Annotated in this window: 18 protein-coding genes; 8 read left to right on the top strand and 10 right to left on the bottom strand. The window is 56.3% G+C overall.

The window, feature by feature from the left end; genetic code table 11:
- Positions 1 to 3 precede the first annotated feature (3 nt).
- From QQZ17_RS00455 to hycI, 4 genes are read left to right on the top strand one after another with little or no spacing between them, the layout of a single operon-like run.
- Positions 4 to 546 carry a formate hydrogenlyase complex iron-sulfur subunit gene (locus tag QQZ17_RS00455; protein WP_152402526.1) on the top strand — a complete coding sequence of 181 codons (543 nt, stop codon included), beginning with the start codon at positions 4 to 6 and terminating at the stop codon, positions 544 to 546.
- Positions 546 to 1,313: a formate hydrogenlyase subunit HycG gene (hycG, locus tag QQZ17_RS00450; protein ID WP_152402528.1), complete on the top strand. Its 768-nt coding sequence runs from the start codon at positions 546 to 548 to the stop codon at positions 1,311 to 1,313. Before QQZ17_RS00455 ends, hycG begins: the two co-directional genes overlap by 1 nt.
- Positions 1,310 to 1,720, top strand: a complete 411-nt coding sequence (locus tag QQZ17_RS00445) for a formate hydrogenlyase maturation HycH family protein (RefSeq protein WP_152402530.1) — start codon at positions 1,310 to 1,312, stop codon at positions 1,718 to 1,720. The genes hycG and QQZ17_RS00445 overlap by 4 nt, the downstream gene beginning before the upstream one ends.
- The gene (gene hycI / locus QQZ17_RS00440) at positions 1,713 to 2,177 is read left to right on the top strand and encodes a hydrogenase maturation peptidase HycI (RefSeq protein WP_152402532.1); all 465 of its coding nucleotides are present in this window, start codon (positions 1,713 to 1,715) and stop codon (positions 2,175 to 2,177) included. Before QQZ17_RS00445 ends, hycI begins: the two co-directional genes overlap by 8 nt.
- 26 nt (positions 2,178 to 2,203) lie before the next feature.
- Here hycI and QQZ17_RS00435 read toward each other — a convergent pair whose 3' ends face one another.
- The 3 genes from QQZ17_RS00435 to ascF all read right to left on the bottom strand — a co-directional run bounded on the left by QQZ17_RS00435 (position 2,204) and on the right by ascF (position 5,537).
- Entirely contained in the window at positions 2,204 to 2,455 is a 252-nt protein-coding gene (locus QQZ17_RS00435) for a SymE family type I addiction module toxin (RefSeq protein ID WP_152402534.1), read from the bottom strand.
- Between the two features lie 180 nt (positions 2,456 to 2,635).
- Positions 2,636 to 4,060 (bottom strand): 6-phospho-beta-glucosidase, encoded by a 1,425-nt coding sequence (locus tag QQZ17_RS00430; protein WP_152402536.1) that lies wholly within the window; start codon positions 4,058 to 4,060, stop codon positions 2,636 to 2,638.
- Positions 4,061 to 4,082: 22 nt separating this feature from the next.
- Positions 4,083 to 5,537, bottom strand: coding sequence for a PTS cellobiose/arbutin/salicin transporter subunit IIBC (gene ascF / locus QQZ17_RS00425; protein WP_152402538.1), 1,455 nt, complete (start codon positions 5,535 to 5,537; stop codon positions 4,083 to 4,085).
- A 264-nt stretch (positions 5,538 to 5,801) separates the two neighbouring features.
- Here ascF and QQZ17_RS00420 point away from each other — a divergent pair, with 264 nt between their 5' ends.
- The 3 genes from QQZ17_RS00420 to hypF all read left to right on the top strand — a co-directional run bounded on the left by QQZ17_RS00420 (position 5,802) and on the right by hypF (position 9,916).
- Entirely contained in the window at positions 5,802 to 6,815 is a 1,014-nt protein-coding gene (locus tag QQZ17_RS00420) for a LacI family DNA-binding transcriptional regulator (RefSeq protein WP_152402540.1), read from the top strand.
- Positions 6,816 to 6,960: 145 nt separating this feature from the next.
- Positions 6,961 to 7,506 carry an electron transport protein HydN gene (gene hydN, locus QQZ17_RS00415; RefSeq protein ID WP_152402542.1) on the top strand — a complete coding sequence of 182 codons (546 nt, stop codon included), beginning with the start codon at positions 6,961 to 6,963 and terminating at the stop codon, positions 7,504 to 7,506.
- Positions 7,507 to 7,654: 148 nt separating this feature from the next.
- On the top strand, positions 7,655 to 9,916 hold the full coding sequence (gene hypF, locus QQZ17_RS00410) for a carbamoyltransferase HypF (RefSeq protein ID WP_152402544.1): 2,262 nt from the start codon (positions 7,655 to 7,657) through the stop codon (positions 9,914 to 9,916).
- Between the two features lie 155 nt (positions 9,917 to 10,071).
- On the opposite strand, the gene norW is transcribed toward hypF, so the two are convergent.
- Positions 10,072 to 11,205, bottom strand: coding sequence for an NADH:flavorubredoxin reductase NorW (norW, locus tag QQZ17_RS00405; RefSeq protein WP_152402546.1), 1,134 nt, complete (start codon positions 11,203 to 11,205; stop codon positions 10,072 to 10,074).
- Positions 11,202 to 12,650: an anaerobic nitric oxide reductase flavorubredoxin gene (norV, locus tag QQZ17_RS00400; protein ID WP_152402548.1), complete on the bottom strand. Its 1,449-nt coding sequence runs from the start codon at positions 12,648 to 12,650 to the stop codon at positions 11,202 to 11,204. The genes norW and norV overlap by 4 nt, the downstream gene beginning before the upstream one ends.
- 189 nt (positions 12,651 to 12,839) lie before the next feature.
- On the opposite strand from norV, the gene norR reads away from it, so the two are divergent.
- A complete protein-coding gene (gene norR, locus QQZ17_RS00395; RefSeq protein WP_152402550.1) occupies positions 12,840 to 14,357 on the top strand; it encodes a nitric oxide reductase transcriptional regulator NorR in 1,518 nt (505 codons plus the stop codon).
- On the opposite strand, the gene gutQ is transcribed toward norR, so the two are convergent.
- From gutQ to srlB, 5 genes are all read right to left on the bottom strand, one after another.
- Positions 14,354 to 15,319, bottom strand: coding sequence for an arabinose-5-phosphate isomerase GutQ (gutQ, locus tag QQZ17_RS00390; protein WP_152402551.1), 966 nt, complete (start codon positions 15,317 to 15,319; stop codon positions 14,354 to 14,356). The genes norR and gutQ overlap by 4 nt on opposite strands.
- Entirely contained in the window at positions 15,312 to 16,085 is a 774-nt protein-coding gene (gene srlR, locus QQZ17_RS00385; protein WP_042322672.1) for a glucitol operon DNA-binding transcriptional repressor SrlR, read from the bottom strand. Before srlR ends, gutQ begins: the two co-directional genes overlap by 8 nt.
- 68 nt (positions 16,086 to 16,153) lie before the next feature.
- The gene (gene gutM / locus QQZ17_RS00380; protein ID WP_152402553.1) at positions 16,154 to 16,513 is read right to left on the bottom strand and encodes a transcriptional regulator GutM; all 360 of its coding nucleotides are present in this window, start codon (positions 16,511 to 16,513) and stop codon (positions 16,154 to 16,156) included.
- 91 nt (positions 16,514 to 16,604) lie between these two features.
- Positions 16,605 to 17,384 (bottom strand): sorbitol-6-phosphate dehydrogenase, encoded by a 780-nt coding sequence (gene srlD / locus QQZ17_RS00375; protein WP_152402555.1) that lies wholly within the window; start codon positions 17,382 to 17,384, stop codon positions 16,605 to 16,607.
- 10 nt (positions 17,385 to 17,394) lie between these two features.
- Positions 17,395 to 17,757, bottom strand: a complete 363-nt coding sequence (gene srlB, locus QQZ17_RS00370; RefSeq protein ID WP_046486374.1) for a PTS glucitol/sorbitol transporter subunit IIA — start codon at positions 17,755 to 17,757, stop codon at positions 17,395 to 17,397.
- Between the last annotated feature and the right edge of the window lie 3 nt (positions 17,758 to 17,760).

Here is a 17,760-nt window from a genome sequence, read left to right as displayed (position 1 = left end):
GCCATGTTTACCTTTATCAAAAAAGTCATCAAAACCGGTGCGCCAACTTCGTCTTATCCGCTGGAGCCGATTGCGGTTGATAAAAATTTCCGCGGCAAGCCGGAGCATTATCCGCAGCAGTGTATTGGCTGCGCGGCCTGCGTGAATGCCTGTCCGTCGAATGCGCTGACGGTGGAAACCGATCTGGCCAGCGGCGAACTGGCCTGGCAGTTCAACCTTGGGCGCTGCATTTTCTGCGCCCGCTGCGAAGAAGTGTGCCCGACGGCGGCGATCAAGCTTTCGCAGGAGTACGAACTGGCGGTGTGGAAGAAAGAAGATTTCCTCCAGCAGTCTCGTTTTGCGCTGTGCAACTGTCGCGTGTGCCATCGTCCTTTCGCCGTCCAGAAAGAGATTGATTACGCCATTGCGCTGCTCAGGCACAACGGCGACAGCCGCGCGGAGCATCACCGCGAAAGCTTTGAGACCTGCCCGGACTGCAAGCGCCAGAAGTGCCTGGTGCCGTCCGACCGTATTGAACTGACTCGCCATATGAAAGAGGCCAGCTGATGAGCAATTTATTAGGCCCGCGTGACGCAAACGGTATTCCGGTACCGATGACGGTGGATGAGTCCATCGCCAGCATGAAGGCGTCATTGCTGAAAAACATCAAGCGTTCAGCGTATGTTTACCGCGTGGACTGCGGCGGCTGTAACGGTTGCGAAATTGAAATTTTTGCAACGTTGTCACCGCTGTTCGATGCCGAACGCTTCGGTATCAAAGTCGTACCGTCGCCGCGTCATGCGGACATTCTGCTGTTCACCGGCGCGGTCACCCGCGCGATGCGCTCTCCGGCGCTGCGTGCCTGGCAGTCAGCGCCCGATCCGAAAATCTGTATCTCTTACGGCGCTTGCGGTAACAGCGGTGGCATCTTCCACGACCTGTACTGCGTCTGGGGCGGCACCGACAAAATTGTGCCGGTGGATGTGTATATTCCAGGATGCCCGCCGACGCCTGCGGCTACGCTGTACGGTTTCGCGATGGCGCTGGGCCTGCTGGAGCAGAAAATTCATGCTCGCGCCCCAGGCGAGTTGGATGAACAGCCTGCGGAAATTCTGCACCCGGAAATGGTGCAACCACTGCGCGTGAAGATTGATCGCGAAGCACGTCGTCTGGCGGGCTATCGCTACGGGCGACAGATTGCTGATGACTACCTGCGACAGTTAGGTCAGGGTGAACATCAGGTGGCGCGCTGGCTGGAAGCGGAAAGCGACCCACGTCTCACTGAGATCGTTTCGCATCTGAATCAGGTTGTTGAAGAGGCGCGTATCCGATGAGTGAAACGGTGGTGTTCAGTCAACTGAGCCGTAAGTTTATTGATGAGAACAATGCGGCACCCGCAGAGGCGCAGCAGGTTGTCTATTACAGCCTGGCGATTGGCCATCATCTTGGGATCATCGACTGTCTTGAAGCGGCGTTGACCTGCCCGTGGGACGCCTATCTGACGTGGATTGCCACGCTGGAAGAGGGGAGCGAGGCCCGTCGAAAGATGGAAGGGGTGCCGAAGTACGGGGAGATCGTCATCGATTTTAACCATGTGCAAATGCTGGCGCACGCGTTCGATCGGGCGCTTGTCGTACAAACTCCGGAGCAGCAGGCATGGAGTAAACAGATGCTCGGCATGCTGCACGATATTCACCAGGAGAGCGCCATCTACCTGATGGTGAGGAGACATCGTGACTGACGTTTTACTGTGTGTTGGCAACAGCATGATGGGGGATGACGGCGCGGGTCCGCTGCTGGCAGAAAAATGTACGGCGCAGGCGAAGGGCAACTGGGTGGTCATCGACGGAGGCAGTGCGCCGGAAAATGATATCGTGGCCATTCGTGAACTGCGCCCGGATCGTCTGCTGATCGTGGATGCTACCGATATGGGGCTGAATCCCGGCGAAATCCGCATCATTGATCCTGACGATATCGCCGAAATGTTCATGATGACGACCCATAATATGCCGCTGAACTATCTGGTCGATCAGCTCAAAGAAGACGTCGGTGAGGTGATCTTCCTCGGTATTCAGCCGGATATTGTCGGATTTTATTATCCCATGACCCAGTCGATTAAGGATGCCGTCGACACCGTTTACCTGCGTCTCGACGGTTGGGAAGGCCACGGCGGTTTCGCGGAACTGGACGCGTCGTGATGTTCATGCCGGATGACGGTTTGGCCTCATCCGGCCCGTTCTTCTTTCACCTGTTCAATCACTAATTTCCCCTGCATCACCGCCACATTGACGATGGTGCCGGTAGGAAAACCGGCCTGTTCCAGCCAGTCGCCGTTAATGGTTAACGATGCATGCCGGCTATAGCGGCGCGTGTTGCCGGTTTTTGGATCTTCATGGCGCTTTCTGACATAGCTCACCTTTAAACGACGAAAGGGCCTGCTGATAGCGACTTCAGGACTGTCAGTCTCAATAGTCATAAACGATTCCTTGTTGCCCACGGGTAGAAGAATATACCTGTATAAAATGCCAGTAAAAGAGGGGAAGGGCAAACCGGAAACTGGAAGGGAGATAGCGGAAACAGAATGCAAATGATGTAACGGGAAAGGGAGGGAAGACCGGTAGAGGCCGGACAGCGAGAGCGCCATCCGGCATCTTGTTTACGCCAGATCCTGTCCGTTGCTGGCGATCACTTTTTTATACCACCAGAATGATTTTTTACGGGTTCGTGCAAGCGTACCGTTTCCGGCATCATCGCGGTCGACATAGACGAATCCATATCGTTTGCTCATTTCCCCCGTTGACGCGGCCACCAGATCAATACAGCCCCAGGTGGTGTAACCCATCAGCGGCACGCCATCCTCAATGGCGTCAGCCATGGCCCGGATATGTTCGCGCAGATAGCTGATGCGATAATCGTCATTAATGTTGCCGTCGGCATCGATTTCATCTTTTGCCCCAAGACCGTTTTCCACCAGAAACAGCGGTTTCTGATAGCGGTCGTACATCATGTTCATTGTGATGCGCAGGCCAAGCGGGTCTATTCCCCAACCCCAGTCGCTTACCTGAAGGTACGGGTTGCGAAGTGACTTCACCACGTTTGCGGCACTGGTGTTCTTTGTATTCATCTCAGCCGACGCGCAGCGCGACGCGTAATAGCTGAAGGAGACAAAATCGACGGTATTTTTCAGGATGGCATCATCTTCCGGGGTTTTCTCTATCACCACGCCTTTCTCGCGGAACACGCGGGTAGAGTAAGCCGGATACGCCCCGCGCGCCTGCACGTCAATGAAGAACAGGTTTTCACGATCTTTTTCCAGCGCCGTCCAGACATCTTCCGGTTTACAGGAGTATGGATAAAAATTTCCCCCTGCCAGCATACAACCCACCTGGTTCTGCGGGTTTACCTCATGGGCGATTTTCGTCGCCAGCGCGCTGGCAATCAGCTCGTGGTGCGCGGCCTGATATTTCACCTGATCCTGATTTTCCCCCTCTTCAAACACCAGCCCCGCGCCGGAGAACGGGCTGTGCAGCATGATGTTGATTTCATTGAAGGTCAGCCAGTATTTCACCAGACCATCGAAGGCTTCAAAACAGGTGCGTGCATAGCGAGTGAAAAAATCCACCATCTTGCGGTTACGCCAGGAGCCGTATTCGGTGACCAGATGCATCGGCACATCGAAGTGGCACAACGTCACCAGCGGTTCAATACCGTACTTTTTGCACTCGGCAAACACCGCGCGATAGAACGCAATGCCTTCCTCGTTTGGCGTCAGTTCGTCGCCGTTGGGATAGAGGCGGCTCCAGGCAATCGAGGTACGAAAGACGGTGAAGCCCATTTCCGCCATCAGGGCGATATCGTCTTTATAGCGATGGTAAAAATCGATCGCCTGATGGCTTGGATAGAATTCGTCATTCCGCAGTTGGAAACGTTTCTCCAGTCCCAGTTTGACCGGCATGCGATGCTCGCCGTGCGGGATCATATCGACGGTGGTCAGCCCTTTGCCGCCTTCCCGGTATGCCCCTTCAGACTGGTTGGCGGCCAGTGCGCCGCCCCATAAAAATCCTTGCGGAAATACAGCCATAGTAAACCTCAGTGAATAACAGTCAGACGCTGGCGCTTTTTACCGCGGACGGTTGCGCCGCCTGGTTTTTTCGTGCCTGTGCGGCCGCATCCTCGACGGGGATATCCTCAAAGCCCAGCAGCAGCGTCAGGACAAACGACAACACGACCGCCAGCGCCATGACGCCGAACACCCAGACGATGGTCATTGGGTTGGCCGGATCGAAAAACTGAACGCTGGTAAACAGGCCCGGTGCCGCCATTGAGTGGCTGGCGAGCCCGGCCATACCAGCGACGGCGCCACAGATGAAGCCGCTGATAAGACTCGCAATCAGCGGACGTTTCAGGCGTACCGCCACACCGTAGAGGGCGGGTTCTGAAATCCCCGCCATGATGGCCGAGGCCGCCGCTGCCAGTGCGGTCTGGCGCAGTTCCGGGTTTTTCGTTTTCCAGGCAACCGCCAGCGAGGAGCCGCCGAGCGACAGGTTGGCACCAATTTCGGACGGCATTACCATCCCTTCTTTACCCGTTTCGGCGATGGTCTGGATGATGGTCGGCGTAAAGACGCGGTGCATCCCGGTCATCACCAGCAGCGGCCACAGTGCGCCCATAATGGCGACAGACAGCCAGCCGAGATAGCCGTGAATGGTATAGACCAGCGCGGAAATTGCGCTACCGATCCAGATGCCAATTGGCCCAATCAGGACGATGGCAAGCGGTGCGGCGATCAGTACGATCAGCATGGGTTTCAGGAAGTTTTTGGTGACCGCGGGCGTAATGTGATCCACCCAGCGTTCGATATACGACAAACACCATGTCATGACCAGCGCCGGAATAACCGTATAGGTATATTTCACCGCGGTGACCGGGATCAGCGCGAATTCAACGTGCTCGCCCTGTGCCGCTTTCGCCATCAGATCGATAAAGCTCGGATGCACCAGCACCCCGGCAATGGCGATTGCCAGCGACATGTTGGTTTTGAATTTAATCGCCGCCGAGGCAGCTACCATTAACGGCAGGAAGAAGAAGGCGCCATCGCCGATCACGGTCAGGATCGTTAAGGTGGAAGAGCCTTTTTCCAGCACGCCGGTCATTTCAAGGATCATCGCCAACAGTTTGAGCATCGATCCGCCGATAATCGCCGGGATCAGCGGTGACATGGTGCCGATCAGCGCATCAAGGATCCCCGCGCCAATGCGTCTGAGCGTCAGCTTCGGTTTGCCGACGGGTTCTGCTGGTTGCATATCGCCCGGCAGCAGGCTAACGACTTCCCGATACGCCTGGGAGACGGTATTGCCGATGATGACCTGACACTGGTTGTCGCTGCGAACCACGCCGAGTACACCGCTGAGAGTTTTGAGCGTGGCGCTGTCGACCCGCGCGTCATCTTTCACGACGAAACGCAGACGCGTCATGCAGTGTGTCACTGCGGTGATGTTGTCGACGCCGCCCAGAGCCGTCACCACGGCGCGCGCCAGCGCTGCATAATTCTTGGACATAGGATTTTTATCCTGTTTTATCAGTAGGGTACGTTTTATTTTGCCGCTCGCTCGCCTGAACGATCGTCAGTGATGAAACGTCGATGAGAAACCGGTTACACAAAATCATGAATAGATTGTGTTATTCAGGCAATATTTAATTTTATCTATTTTCGTGAATTGTGATTTGAGTCACTTGTGGTTTTTTGGCGTGATTTAGCATCAAGGACAACCGCGCAGCGGTGAAGTACACTGCATCTCATTGCGAGAAAAGGAAGAAAAATTATGACGACGATGCTGGAGGTAGCGCAGCGGGCCGGAGTGTCGAAGGCGACGGTCTCCAGGGTGCTTTCAGGGAATGGCTACGTCAGCCAGGAGACGAAGGATCGCGTATTTCAGGCGATTGAAGAGAGCGGCTATCGGCCTAATCTGCTGGCGCGTAGCCTTGCGGCGAAAACCAGTCAGACGCTGGGACTGGTGGTGACTAACACCCTCTACCACGGCGTCTATTTCAGCGAATTACTGTTTCACACCGCGCGGATGGCGGAAGACAAAGGTCGTCAGTTGCTGCTTGCCGATGGTAAGCACAGCGCCGAAGAAGAGCGCCAGGCGATCCAGTATCTGCTGGACTTGCGCTGCGACGCCATCATGATCTACCCGCGTTTTCTCAGTGTGGATGAGATCGATAAAATTATCGACAGCCACTCGCAGCCGATTATGGTGCTTAACCGCCGGTTACGAAAAAACAGCAGCCACTGCGTCTGGTGCGATCAAAAACAAACCAGTTTTAACGCCGTGGCGGAACTGATTGCCGCAGGCCATCAGCAGATTGCCTTTATTACCGGCTCAATGGACTCCCCTACCGGGGTTGAACGTCTGTCGGGGTACAAAGAGGCGCTGACCCGACACGGCATCGCCGTCAATGACGAGCTGATCGTCAAAGGCAAATGGACGCCTGCCTGCGGTGCGGCGGGAGTGGACACGCTGCTTTCACGTAACGCGACGTTCAGCGCGCTGGTGGCCAGCAATGACGACATGGCGATTGGGGCCATCAAACAGTTGCATGACAAAGGACTGGTCGTGCCGTCGCAGGTGTCGGTGATCGGTTTTGACGATATTGCAATGGCCCCCTACACCATACCGGCGCTCTCCAGCGTCAAAATTCCAGTGACGGAGATGATTCAGGAGACCATTGGTCGACTCATCTTCATGCTGGACGGCGGGGCGTTTACGCCACCGAAAAGCTTCACCGGCACGCTGATCCGCCGCGATTCTGTTGCGCCTGTCACGGCGCAGTAAAAATTGTCACCCGTCATCGTCATTCGTGACGATGACACCGCAATGGTCGCCCCCTGTTTTTAAATATCGTTAAATTACAGCAAGATAAAAACTGGCATGATTTGTGAATGTTTCGGCACATTATCTGTCATTGCTGGAGAGTTTGATGAACCGTTTCATCATTGCAGACGCCAATAAGTGCATTGGTTGCCGTACCTGTGAAGTGGCCTGCGTGGTCTCCCATCAGGAAAACCAGGACTGCGCGTCACTGACCCCTGAAACCTTTTTACCTCGTATCCATGTGATAAAAGGCGTCAATGTCTCGACGGCGACGCTGTGCCGCCAGTGTGAGGACGCGCCGTGTGCGAACGTTTGTCCGAACGGTGCCATCAGCCGTGATAAAGGCTTTGTCCACGTCATGCAGGAACGTTGCATTGGCTGTAAAACCTGCGTGGTGGCCTGCCCGTATGGGGCAATGGAAGTGGTGGTGCGTCCGGTCGTGCGTAATAGCGGCGCAGGCCTGAACGTGCGGGCGGAAAAAGCAGAAGCTAACAAGTGCGATCTCTGCCATCACCGTGACGCCGGTCCGGCCTGTATGGAAGCCTGCCCGACGCACGCCCTGATTTGTGTTGATCGCAATAAGCTCGAGCAACTCAGCGCAGAAAAACGTCGTCGCGCGGCGCTGGAGTCTTCTGCATCGCTGCTTTTCTAATCCCTGAAAATCCGCGTAAAATACGGTAGTACTTATGCCGGATGGCGATGCTCTCGCATCTTATCCGGCCTACTGTTCGCATCCCCGTAGGCCTGATAAGCGTAGCGCCATCAGGTAAACCGGGATAGATGACTGCGGAAACGACTTAATGGCACTAAACAATCACTCCGGCGTACAGCTACGTATTCGCGGCAAAGTGCAGGGCGTCGGCTTTCGCCCCTTTGTCTGGCAACTGGCGCAGCAACTGCAATTGCACGGCGATGTCTGTAATGACGGTGATGGCGTCGTCGTTCGCCTGCTGGAAGAACCCTCCACGTTTATCGCTGAACTGCATCAACACTGTCCGCCGCTGGCGCGTATCGACAGCGTGGAGAGTGAGCCATTTCACTGGGGACAGCAGCCCACCGAGTTCAGCATCCGCCAGAGCGCGGGCGGCACGATGAACACCCAGATTGTGCCCGATGCCGCCACCTGCCCGGAATGTCTTGCTGAAATGAACACGCCCGGTGAGCGGCGTTATCGCTATCCGTTTATCAACTGTACCCACTGCGGCCCGCGTTTTACCATTATCCGGGCGATGCCCTACGACCGTCCGTTTACGGTGATGGCGTCATTTCCGCTCTGTCCGCAATGCGATAAGGAGTACCGCGACCCGTATGACCGTCGTTTTCACGCCCAGCCGGTGGCTTGCCCGGCGTGTGGTCCGCATCTGAGCTGGTTGAGCGGCGGACGACAGGCGGAAAAGGATGCGGCATTGCAGGCTGCGGTTGAGATGCTGAAGGCGGGGGGCATTATCGCGGTTAAGGGCATCGGCGGGTTTCATCTGGCCTGCGATGCGCGAAACGGCGATGCGGTAGCAACTCTTCGCGCGCGTAAGCGCCGTCCAGCAAAACCGCTGGCGGTGATGCTGCCCGATGACAGCGGCTTGCCAGATGCGGCAAGTCGGCTGCTGAAAACACCCGCCGCGCCGATTGTGCTGGTGGATAAACAGCATATTTCCTCGCTGTGTGACGGTATTGCCCCTGGGCTTGCAGAAGTTGGTGTGATGCTGCCCGCCAATCCGCTGCAGCATCTCCTGCTCCAGGAACTGAAGGGGCCGCTGGTGATGACCTCCGGTAATCTCAGTGGCAAACCTCCGGCCATCAGCAACGAACAGGCGCTTGAGGATTTACAGGATATTGCCGGGGGTTTCCTGTTGCACAATCGCGACATCGTGCAGCGCATGGACGATTCCGTGGTACGTGAAAGCGGCGAAATGCTGCGTCGCTCGCGGGGATATGTCCCGGACGCGCTGGCGCTGCCGCCGGGTTTTCGCGACGTGCCGCCGATGCTTTGTCTGGGGGCGGATTTGAAAAACACCTTCTGCCTGGTGCGCGGTGAGCAGGCGGTGATCAGCCAGCATCTTGGCGATCTCAGCGACGACGGGATCCAGCATCAGTGGCGTGACGCGCTGCGGTTGATCCAGAATATCTATGACTTCACGCCGCAGCGCCTTGTTTGCGATGCCCATCCAGGATACGTCTCCAGCCAGTGGGCCAGTGAGATGAGCCTGCCGACAGAAAGTGTGTTGCATCATCATGCCCATGCTGCGGCCTGTCTGGCTGAACACGGCTGGCCGCTGGACGGTGGCGATGTCATCGCCCTGACGCTGGACGGCATCGGAATGGGTGAAGCGGGCGCGCTGTGGGGCGCAGAGTGTCTGCGGGTGAACTACCGTGAGTGCGAGCACCTTGGAGGGCTGCCCGCCGTGGCGCTTGCCGGTGGCGATCTCGCTGCAAAGCAGCCCTGGCGTAACCTGTTAGCGCAGTGTCTGCGTTTTGTGCCGGACTGGCAGCGCTATCCGGAAACCGTCGGCGTGCAGCGGCAGAACTGGAGCGTGCTGGCGCGCGCGATTGAGCGCGGGATTAACGCACCGCTGGCCTCGTCCTGTGGGCGTCTGTTTGATGCGGTTGCCGCAGCGCTGAACTGCGCGCCAGAATCGCTCAGCTATGAAGGTGAGGCCGCCTGCACGCTGGAGGCGCAGGCGTCGCAATGCGCGGGCGTTAAACACCCGGTGACGTTGCCGCTGTCGGGTAATCAACTGGATCTGGCGACCTTCTGGTCGCAGTGGCTGAACTGGCAGGCAACGCCGGCCGAACGCGCATGGGCCTTCCACGATGCGCTGGCGCAAGGGTTTGCGGCGATGATGCGTGAACAGGCCACCGCGCGTGGTATCGACACGCTGGTGTTCGGCGGTGGGGTGATGCACAACCGGTTACTGTCGGCGCGGCTGGCTTATTATCTGGCGGATTTCACGCTGCTGTTCCCGCAGCAGTTACCGGCGGGTGATGGCGGACTGTCGCTGGGGCAGGGAGTGATTGCTGCGGCGCGCTGGCTGAGCCATCGTGATATGCCGGATGGCGACGCGTAGCGTCTTATCCGGCCTACAATGCGGCACATGCCGTAGGCCGGACACCACGTCACTTATACGCTGACAGTGGCAGGACGGATGGCGACGAATAGCGTTACAACGCGTAACATCCAGTAGGCCGGATAAGGCGTAGCCGCCATCCGGCGCCACGTCATTTACACGAGCAGCGTTTTCAACAGGGCGAAAGCCTCCTTCATCCTGTCTTCGCTCACCACGAAGGCGCAGAGTTGTCCTTCAGCGTTCACCCCTTTGGCTACCATCCCGTCAGGTTCTGCGGCAATGTGCCAGTTCAGATCGCGACGCTGGGTTTCCCCTGCCAGGTGCAGCGGCAGTTCCGGCGTTTTAATTTTGACTAACATGGCGGGCAACTTCAGCGGCGCGTTGCCGCCGAGCAGGTTTTTCGCCAGGTACATGGCGCTGAGCTGAATCGGCTGCAGGAAAGGCAGTACCTGGCCGTTAATCTCCGCGCAGTCGCCGAGAGCATAAATATCCGGGTTGCTGGTTTGCAGGTAGCTGTCGACACAAACGCCGCGATTGAGCGTTAAACCGGCGCGACGCGCCAGCGCCGTTTCCGGACGCAGGCCGGTGGCGGCAATCACCGCATCGACGTCAATGCTGCGCTGACTATCGAACGTTGCGCGAATACCGGATGCGGTTTTCTCCAGCCCCTGCAACGATGATTTCAGCAGCAGATGCACGCCCATATCGGTAAGGCGATGCTGTAAGCGACTGCTCACTTCTGGTGGCATCAGCGAGGCGAGAAGGCTGGCGGCATTATCAATCAACGTGACCGCTTTACCCGCGCGACAGAAATCCATCGCCAGCTCTGTACCAATCAATCCGCCACCGACAATGAGCACCCGTTGGGCGTCGCGCAACTGTGTTTCACCGGCGCGGAACTCCTGCTGACTGTTCAATGTGAGCATTAACTCACGTCCTGCTATCGGGGGAACAACGGCCGCAGCGCCCGTGGCCAGCACCAGTTTGTCATATTGCCACTGCTTATCCTGGCTTTTCACCACGTGGGCATCGGCATCAACGTCGGTGACCCAGGTGTGGGGAAAGAGACGCAGACTGAATTGTTCGGCAAATTCTCCCGCCGACTGGCGGGTGAGATCGTCGGCGTGCTGCGCCTGGCTTATCACATGGCTGAGATCGGGTTTGTTGTACTCATCCATGCTGTCAGCCGCAATCAGGGTTAACGGGACATCCGCGTCCTGCTTGCGAATGTTTTTAACTAACTGGCGGGCGGCGAAGCCCGAACCAATGATGACGATTCCCCGGCTCATTTTGCCTCCGTTGCCAGCACGTCGAAGACGTCTTTGCCTAATGAACATTCCGGGCACAGGAAGTTGTCTGGTACGTCGCTCCACGGCGTACCCGGCGCAACGTCCTGCAACGGTTCACCTTTTGCCGGATCGTAAATCCACTGGCACACGCTGCACTGCATGCACGGACCGAGGTCGGCTGCCGCTGCGGCGGCGCAGGCGCACGCTTCGTCTTTCGCCGTCGCTTTCACTGTCACTTCCGGCAGCGGCGCGAGCGCCCACTGACGCGCGATGTCGCGACCGTGCTGACGGCACAGCTCCAGCGCATCCAGATCCGGGCGCCATTTAGCCTTCAGGCTCAGGGACATTTCAAAACCGGCATCCTGTAAACGGGTGGATAAGCGGTCAACCGCACCGCCGCTCCAGCCGTGGGATCCAAAGGCGCTGGCGCGTTTGTTACGAAAACGCAGTCCGGTCATCTCTTCCACCAGACCGGCGATTTTCGGCATCATCACGTTGTTCATCGTGGAGGTGCCGACCAGCACGCCTTTCGAGCGGAAGACGTTGGTCAGGATTTCATTTTTATCGCTGCGGGCGACATTAAAAATTTTCACCGCCACGTTCGGGTCGACTTCGTTAATCCCCTGGGCAATCGCATCCGCCATCATGCGGGTGTTATTGGACATGGTGTCGTAGAAAATAGTGATCCTGTCTTCCTGATAGTCCGCCGCCCATTTCAGATATAACTCAACAATCTGGGTGGGATTATCGCGCCAGACCACACCGTGAGAGGTGGCAATCATATCCACCGGCAGGTTGAAGCCGAGGATTTCGCTAATTTTTGGCGTCACTAGTCGGCTGAACGGGGTCAGGATGTTGGCGTAATAGCGCTGGCACTGCTCGAACAGTTCGGTTTGATCCACTTCATCGTTAAACAGACGTTCGTCACAGTAGTGCTGACCGAAAGCGTCGTTACTGAACAGGACGGCATCGCCGGTCATGTAGGTCATCATGCTGTCCGGCCAGTGCAGCATCGGGGTTTCCACGAAGATCAGCTGCTTGCCGTTGCCGATATCCAGCGTGTCGCCGGTTTTCACGACGTTAAAGTTCCACTCCGGATGGTGGTGGTGACCGGTAATCGAGTCAATGGCGTTGGCGGTGCAGTAGATGGGCGTATCCGGGATCTGCATCATCAGTTCGGTCAGCGCCCCGGCGTGATCTTCTTCCGCATGGTTGATAATGATGTAATCGATATCTGCGAGGTCAATTTCATTACGCAGGTTCTGCACAAATTCGCGGCTGAATTTATGATCGACGGTATCGATCAGAACATTTTTTTCTTCACGGATGAGATAGCTGTTGTAGCTGCTGCCGCGCAGCGTTTTGTATTCAGTTCCGTGGAAATCACGCACTTCCCAGTCACGTTGGCCAACCCAATGAATGTTATTTTTAACCAGAATAGACATAGCAACCTCAATTAATTCAGCGTTGTTCAAAGTAAGTTGCTTTGCATATTGCAGGCTACGTGCCAACTTTTTAATTTGTTGATTTACAATAAAATATTGTTTCTATACTCATTAAATGGTAGTCAAAAAGACTATCCATGACACAGTCAATATGACACCATGAATTGTCAAAATGACAGTGAGGACACCATGAGTTTTTCCGTTGATGTGCTGGCGGGTATCGCCATTGAATTACAGCGCGGAGTGGGTCATCAGGACCGGTTTCAACGTCTGATTACCACGCTGCGTCAGGTGCTGGAATGCGACGCCTCAGCGCTACTGCGCTATGAGGCGCGCCAGTTTATCCCGCTGGCGATTGACGGTCTTGCTCGTGATGTGCTCGGCAGGCGCTTTACGCTGGAAGGGCATCCCCGACTGGAGGCCATCGCCCGCGCTGGCGACGTGGTGCGCTTTCCAGCGGACAGTTCCCTGCCCGATCCGTATGACGGGCTGATCCCGGGGCAGGAGAGCCTGAAAGTGCACGCCTGCATTGGGCTGCCGCTTTTTGCCGGGCAGAACCTGATTGGCGCGCTGACCCTCGACGGTATGGCGCCAGACCAGTTTGATGTTTTCAGTGATGAAGAGTTACGACTGATCGCCGCGCTGGCCGCCGGTGCGCTCAACAATGCGCTGCTGATTGAACAACTGGAACGCCAGAATATGCTGCCAGGTTCGGGTATCGATTTCGAACAGGTAAAAGAGACGCAGCTGATTGGCCTCTCGCCGAACATGATGCAGTTGAAAAAAGAGATCGAGATTGTGGCAGGCTCCGATCTCAACGTGCTAATCAGCGGCGAAACCGGCACCGGGAAAGAGCTGGTGGCGAAGGCGATTCACGAAGGTTCACCTCGTGCGGTCAATCCGCTGGTCTATCTGAACTGTGCCGCGCTGCCGGAAAGTGTGGCGGAGAGTGAACTGTTTGGTCATGTGAAAGGGGCGTTTACCGGGGCCATCAGCAACCGCAGCGGCAAGTTTGAAATGGCCGATAACGGCACGCTGTTTCTTGACGAAATTGGGGAGCTGTCGCTGGCGCTGCAAGCGAAATTGCTTCGCGTGTTGCAGTACGGCGATATTCAGCGTGTCGGCGACGACCGCAGTCTGCGCGTAGATGTGCGCGTGCTGGCGGCGACCAACCGCAGTCTGCGCGAAGAGGTGCTGGCGGGACGTTTTCGTGCCGATCTGTTTCATCGCCTGAGCGTGTTCCCGCTTTCCGTTCCTCCGCTACGAGAACGCGGTGAGGATGTGGTGCTGCTGGCGGGCTATTTTTGCGAGCAGTGCCGACTACGGCTGGGGCTTTCCCGCGTAGTGCTCAGTTCGGGCGCGCGCAGCCATCTGTTGAATTACGGCTGGCCGGGTAATGTGCGTGAGCTGGAACATGCCATTCATCGGGCGGTGGTGCTGGCGCGGGCGACCCGGGCCAGAGACGACATCGTACTGGAAGTGCCGCATTTCGCGTTACAGGAGGAGGCGATGACGTCGCAGCCGGAAGTGGCGGCGGATATCCCGCGCAATCACAATTTGCGTGACGCGACGGAGGCTTTCCAGCGGGAAATGATTCGCCAGGCGCTGGCGCAAAATAATCACAACTGGGCGGCCAGCGCGCGGGCGCTTGAAACAGACGTCGCCAACCTGCACCGGCTGGCGAAGCGTCTTGGGCTGAAGGATTAGATAATTCCGGCCTGGTAGAAATCCTGTAGGTTGATGGCGCCGGTGAGTTTACCGGTTTCATCCACCACCGGTGCGGCGGTGATTTTGCGCTTCATCAGAATCTCTTTAGCATCAATCGCCCGGCTTTCTGACTGTAAGGTGATGCCGTTGTGGGTCATGGCTTCACTGACCGGCGTGGTGAGCGCGCCGCCGCCAACCAGCCAGCGACGCAGGTCACCGTCGGTAAAGACGCCTTTCACCTGCATCTGCTCGTCGCAAACGGCGACCAGACCCAGACCGGTACGGCTTAACTCCAGCATCGCGTCCATCACGCTGGTGGCGAGTTGAACCTGCGGGACGGCATCGTCGCGGCGCATCAGGTGATGCACTTTATTGAGTAAACGCGCGCCCAGCGCACCGGCCGGATGCGAGCGGGCAAAATCTTCTTCATTGAAACCGCGAGCCTGCATGACCGCCATCGCCAGCGCGTCGCCCATCATCAGGGTATTGACGGTGCTGGACGTCGGTGCCAGGTGCATCGGGCAGGCTTCGCGCTCGACGGAAATATCCAGCACGGCCTTCGCCGCCAGACCCAGCGGTGAATTGGGTTTGCCGGTCATGGCCAGCAGGGCGATGGACTTGTCTTCCAGGCGAGGGATGATGAGATCCAGCTCTTTTGCGCCACCGGAATAGGAGATGAACAACATCACGTCGCGGCTTTCGATCATCCCCAGATCGCCATGCAGCGCTTCGGCAGGATGAACAAAAAAGGCCGGAGTGCCGGTACTGGCGAGCGTCGCGGCGATTTTCTTACCAATATGACCCGACTTGCCGATACCCGAGACAATCACTTTGCCTTCGCAATGGATAATGATATTGGCGGCACGGATAAAATCATCGCCCAGACGTTCCGGCAAACGGCTTGCTTCCTGTAATTCTAGCATTAACGTCTGACGGCCCGCGTTCAGTAGTGCATCACTCATTGGTTTCTCCGGTTATGATCACTTCAATTCCTTTCTCTTCCAGCGCCTGACGAAATGCGGGATCAATACCCGCGTCGGTAATCAGTTTGTCGACGCTTTCCAGACTGCACACAACATTCGGACTCTTGCGACCAAACTTGGATGAGTCCGCCATCAGGATCACTTCGCGAGCGGCGTTGCACATCGCTTTACTGACGGTGTAGACCTCATTAAAAGTGGTCACGCCAGCACTGAGATCAATGCCGTCGGTGCCCATGAAGAGTTTATCAAAACTGAACTGCTCAAAGGCGTTTTCCGCGAGCTGTCCGTGAAATGAGGCCGATTTTTTACGGAACGTGCCGCCGGGCATCAGGATGGTTTGTTCGTTGTCTAACTCGGACAGCGCGTTGACAATATGCAGGCTGTTGGTCATGACGGTGATATTACTAAAGCGGGTAAGCATCGGCACCATTTGTAGTACGGTGCTCCCGGCATCCAGAATGATGGAGTCGCCATCGTGGATAAAGCGGACGGCTGCTTCAGCAATACGTTCTTTCTTGAGCGTATTGATCAGCGTTTTGTGATCGATAGGCGGATCGGACTCCTCTTTATTTAACATCACGCCGCCATAGGTACGAATGACGGTTTCGGCATTTTCCAGGACGACAAGGTCTTTGCGAATGGTTGTGCCCGTGGTGTCAAAGTACTGGGCCAGTTCTTCTACTGAGCATTTCCCCTGCTTTTGCAGATGCTCAAGAATAGCGGCCTGACGCTGACGAGGTTTCATTGGTGTAATTACCCTGAATTAAATTTGCGAAATGATAATTTCGCAAGCTATAAGCATTCACAACGAAATTACCCATGTTTCAAACTAAGCGCCAATGATAGTGCATTCTGCGACAACGGATCATGGGGAAAGATCACATCAGGCTGTAATTCATTAAGATGTTTGCCCTGAATGGCGTCGATTTTGCCAGGTCTGGCGAATACGGTGAGACCTTTCATAAACAACGTATCGGTGACCCGCCGATCGTCATCGAGTGCGACGGCGACAACGACGCGCGGTTTAAAACGTCCTCCCGAACGCCCCACGCCGACATGTCCTTGTAGGCAAAGTTGGTCAAACGCTTTGTTAAAGCGCGATATTTGCCAGTACCCCAGCGCCAGTTGCGCGCACCAGGCAATGACGGCGACGGTAACGAGTGCGGATACCATGTTGTGCTCCTTTTATTTTGCCGGATGGCGGTTTCACCTTATCCGGCCTACGGGTAAGCCCGGCAAGCATAGCGTCACCGGGCGACACCCATTAGAACATCACCTGACCGCCAGTCACATTGATTGACTGTCCGGTGCAGTACGACGCTTTCTGGCTGGCATAGAATAACAACATGTTCAGCACATCCTGATAGTCGCAGCCACGCTTCAGCGGAACCTTATCAATGTAATACTGCTCCACTTCGTCAGGTTCAATACCCAACTTGGTGGCGTACTGCGGCAGCAGCGACTGGAACATCGGTGATTTCAGCAGGTTGCCAAGCATCAGCGAATGCACGGTGATGCCATATTCCGCCAGATCCAACGCCAGCGACTGCGTTAACCCCACGCCGCCAAACTTCGCTGCGCTGTAGCCGGAGTTGTGTTTGCTGCCCACTTTACCGGATTTGGAGTTGATCTGAATAATGCGTCCCTGAATACCATCGCGGATCATCAGACGGGAGAATTCACGCGCGCAGAGGAAGTAGCCCACCAGATTCACCTGCAGCGAGCGGTCAAAATCGCCGAGCTGGAAGTCACTGATAAATGCCGCTTTGGCGATACCCGCGCTGTAAACCAGCAGATCCACGCGGCCAAAAATTTCATCTACGCCGCGAGAGAGTGCGAGTACGCTCTGTTCGCTGGTGGCGTCGGCACCAAAACCGTAGGCCATGCCTTCGCCAAATTCTGCGTTAATCTCCTGTGCGACGTTCGCGGCTTTATCGCTCTGAATATCTACAACCGCAACGCGATACCCTTCTGCTGCAAGCCCACGGCAAAGGAACGCCCCCAGGGTCTGTCCTCCACCAATGACAATGGCAACCTGATTCATTTTTCTCTCCTTAAGCGACAAACTTCAAAATACAGCCCGGCGCGATGTCGTCCGGTACAGGCCCCGCAACGTGCACGGTGCCGGGAAATTCCGCTTCGCTCTGTCCATCGAAGCGCAGGGTGATATGCCCCAGTTCACGTAAATTCTGTTCGGCCACGCTGCCGACGGCGGTGACCGGATAATGATGCTGACCCAGTTCGAACTGCGCACCGGGTTGCAACGGGCCGTTCAGTTCGCCATGACAATGGATAAAGCAAAACTCCTCGATATCCGCAGGCGCGCCTTCACGAAAGGTAATCAGCATCTGGTCACAGAGGGCATCCGGTGCGCTCTGTCCGATACGGGTGATGGTGGTCTGATAAATAACGGTCATGTC

Source organism: Citrobacter sp. T1.2D-1 (assembly GCF_950098555.1).
Taxonomy (GTDB): Bacteria; Pseudomonadota; Gammaproteobacteria; order Enterobacterales; family Enterobacteriaceae; genus Citrobacter_A; species Citrobacter_A telavivensis.
Note: the sequence above shows the minus strand (reverse complement) of the source record. Positions and strands in the feature narration are given on the sequence as shown.

What these genes read in the sequence shown, in the direction of transcription:
- norV (WP_152402548.1), bottom strand. Translation starts at nt 12,650, where the DNA reads ATGTCTATTCTGGTTAAAAATAACATTCATTGGGTTGGCCAACGTGAC.
- QQZ17_RS00430 (WP_152402536.1), bottom strand. Translation starts at nt 4,060, where the DNA reads ATGGCTGTATTTCCGCAAGGATTTTTATGGGGCGGCGCACTGGCCGCC.
- QQZ17_RS00445 (WP_152402530.1), top strand. Translation starts at nt 1,310, where the DNA reads ATGAGTGAAACGGTGGTGTTCAGTCAACTGAGCCGTAAGTTTATTGAT.
- gutQ (WP_152402551.1), bottom strand. Translation starts at nt 15,319, where the DNA reads ATGAGTGATGCACTACTGAACGCGGGCCGTCAGACGTTAATGCTAGAA.
- srlR (WP_042322672.1), bottom strand. Translation starts at nt 16,085, where the DNA reads ATGAAACCTCGTCAGCGTCAGGCCGCTATTCTTGAGCATCTGCAAAAG.
- QQZ17_RS00455 (WP_152402526.1), top strand. Translation starts at nt 4, where the DNA reads ATGTTTACCTTTATCAAAAAAGTCATCAAAACCGGTGCGCCAACTTCG.
- hypF (WP_152402544.1), top strand. Translation starts at nt 7,655, where the DNA reads ATGGCACTAAACAATCACTCCGGCGTACAGCTACGTATTCGCGGCAAA.
- QQZ17_RS00435 (WP_152402534.1), bottom strand. Translation starts at nt 2,455, where the DNA reads ATGACTATTGAGACTGACAGTCCTGAAGTCGCTATCAGCAGGCCCTTT.
- srlD (WP_152402555.1), bottom strand. Translation starts at nt 17,384, where the DNA reads ATGAATCAGGTTGCCATTGTCATTGGTGGAGGACAGACCCTGGGGGCG.
- hycG (WP_152402528.1), top strand. Translation starts at nt 546, where the DNA reads ATGAGCAATTTATTAGGCCCGCGTGACGCAAACGGTATTCCGGTACCG.
- gutM (WP_152402553.1), bottom strand. Translation starts at nt 16,513, where the DNA reads ATGGTATCCGCACTCGTTACCGTCGCCGTCATTGCCTGGTGCGCGCAA.
- norR (WP_152402550.1), top strand. Translation starts at nt 12,840, where the DNA reads ATGAGTTTTTCCGTTGATGTGCTGGCGGGTATCGCCATTGAATTACAG.
- ascF (WP_152402538.1), bottom strand. Translation starts at nt 5,537, where the DNA reads ATGTCCAAGAATTATGCAGCGCTGGCGCGCGCCGTGGTGACGGCTCTG.
- QQZ17_RS00420 (WP_152402540.1), top strand. Translation starts at nt 5,802, where the DNA reads ATGACGACGATGCTGGAGGTAGCGCAGCGGGCCGGAGTGTCGAAGGCG.
- hydN (WP_152402542.1), top strand. Translation starts at nt 6,961, where the DNA reads ATGAACCGTTTCATCATTGCAGACGCCAATAAGTGCATTGGTTGCCGT.
- srlB (WP_046486374.1), bottom strand. Translation starts at nt 17,757, where the DNA reads ATGACCGTTATTTATCAGACCACCATCACCCGTATCGGACAGAGCGCA.
- norW (WP_152402546.1), bottom strand. Translation starts at nt 11,205, where the DNA reads ATGAGCCGGGGAATCGTCATCATTGGTTCGGGCTTCGCCGCCCGCCAG.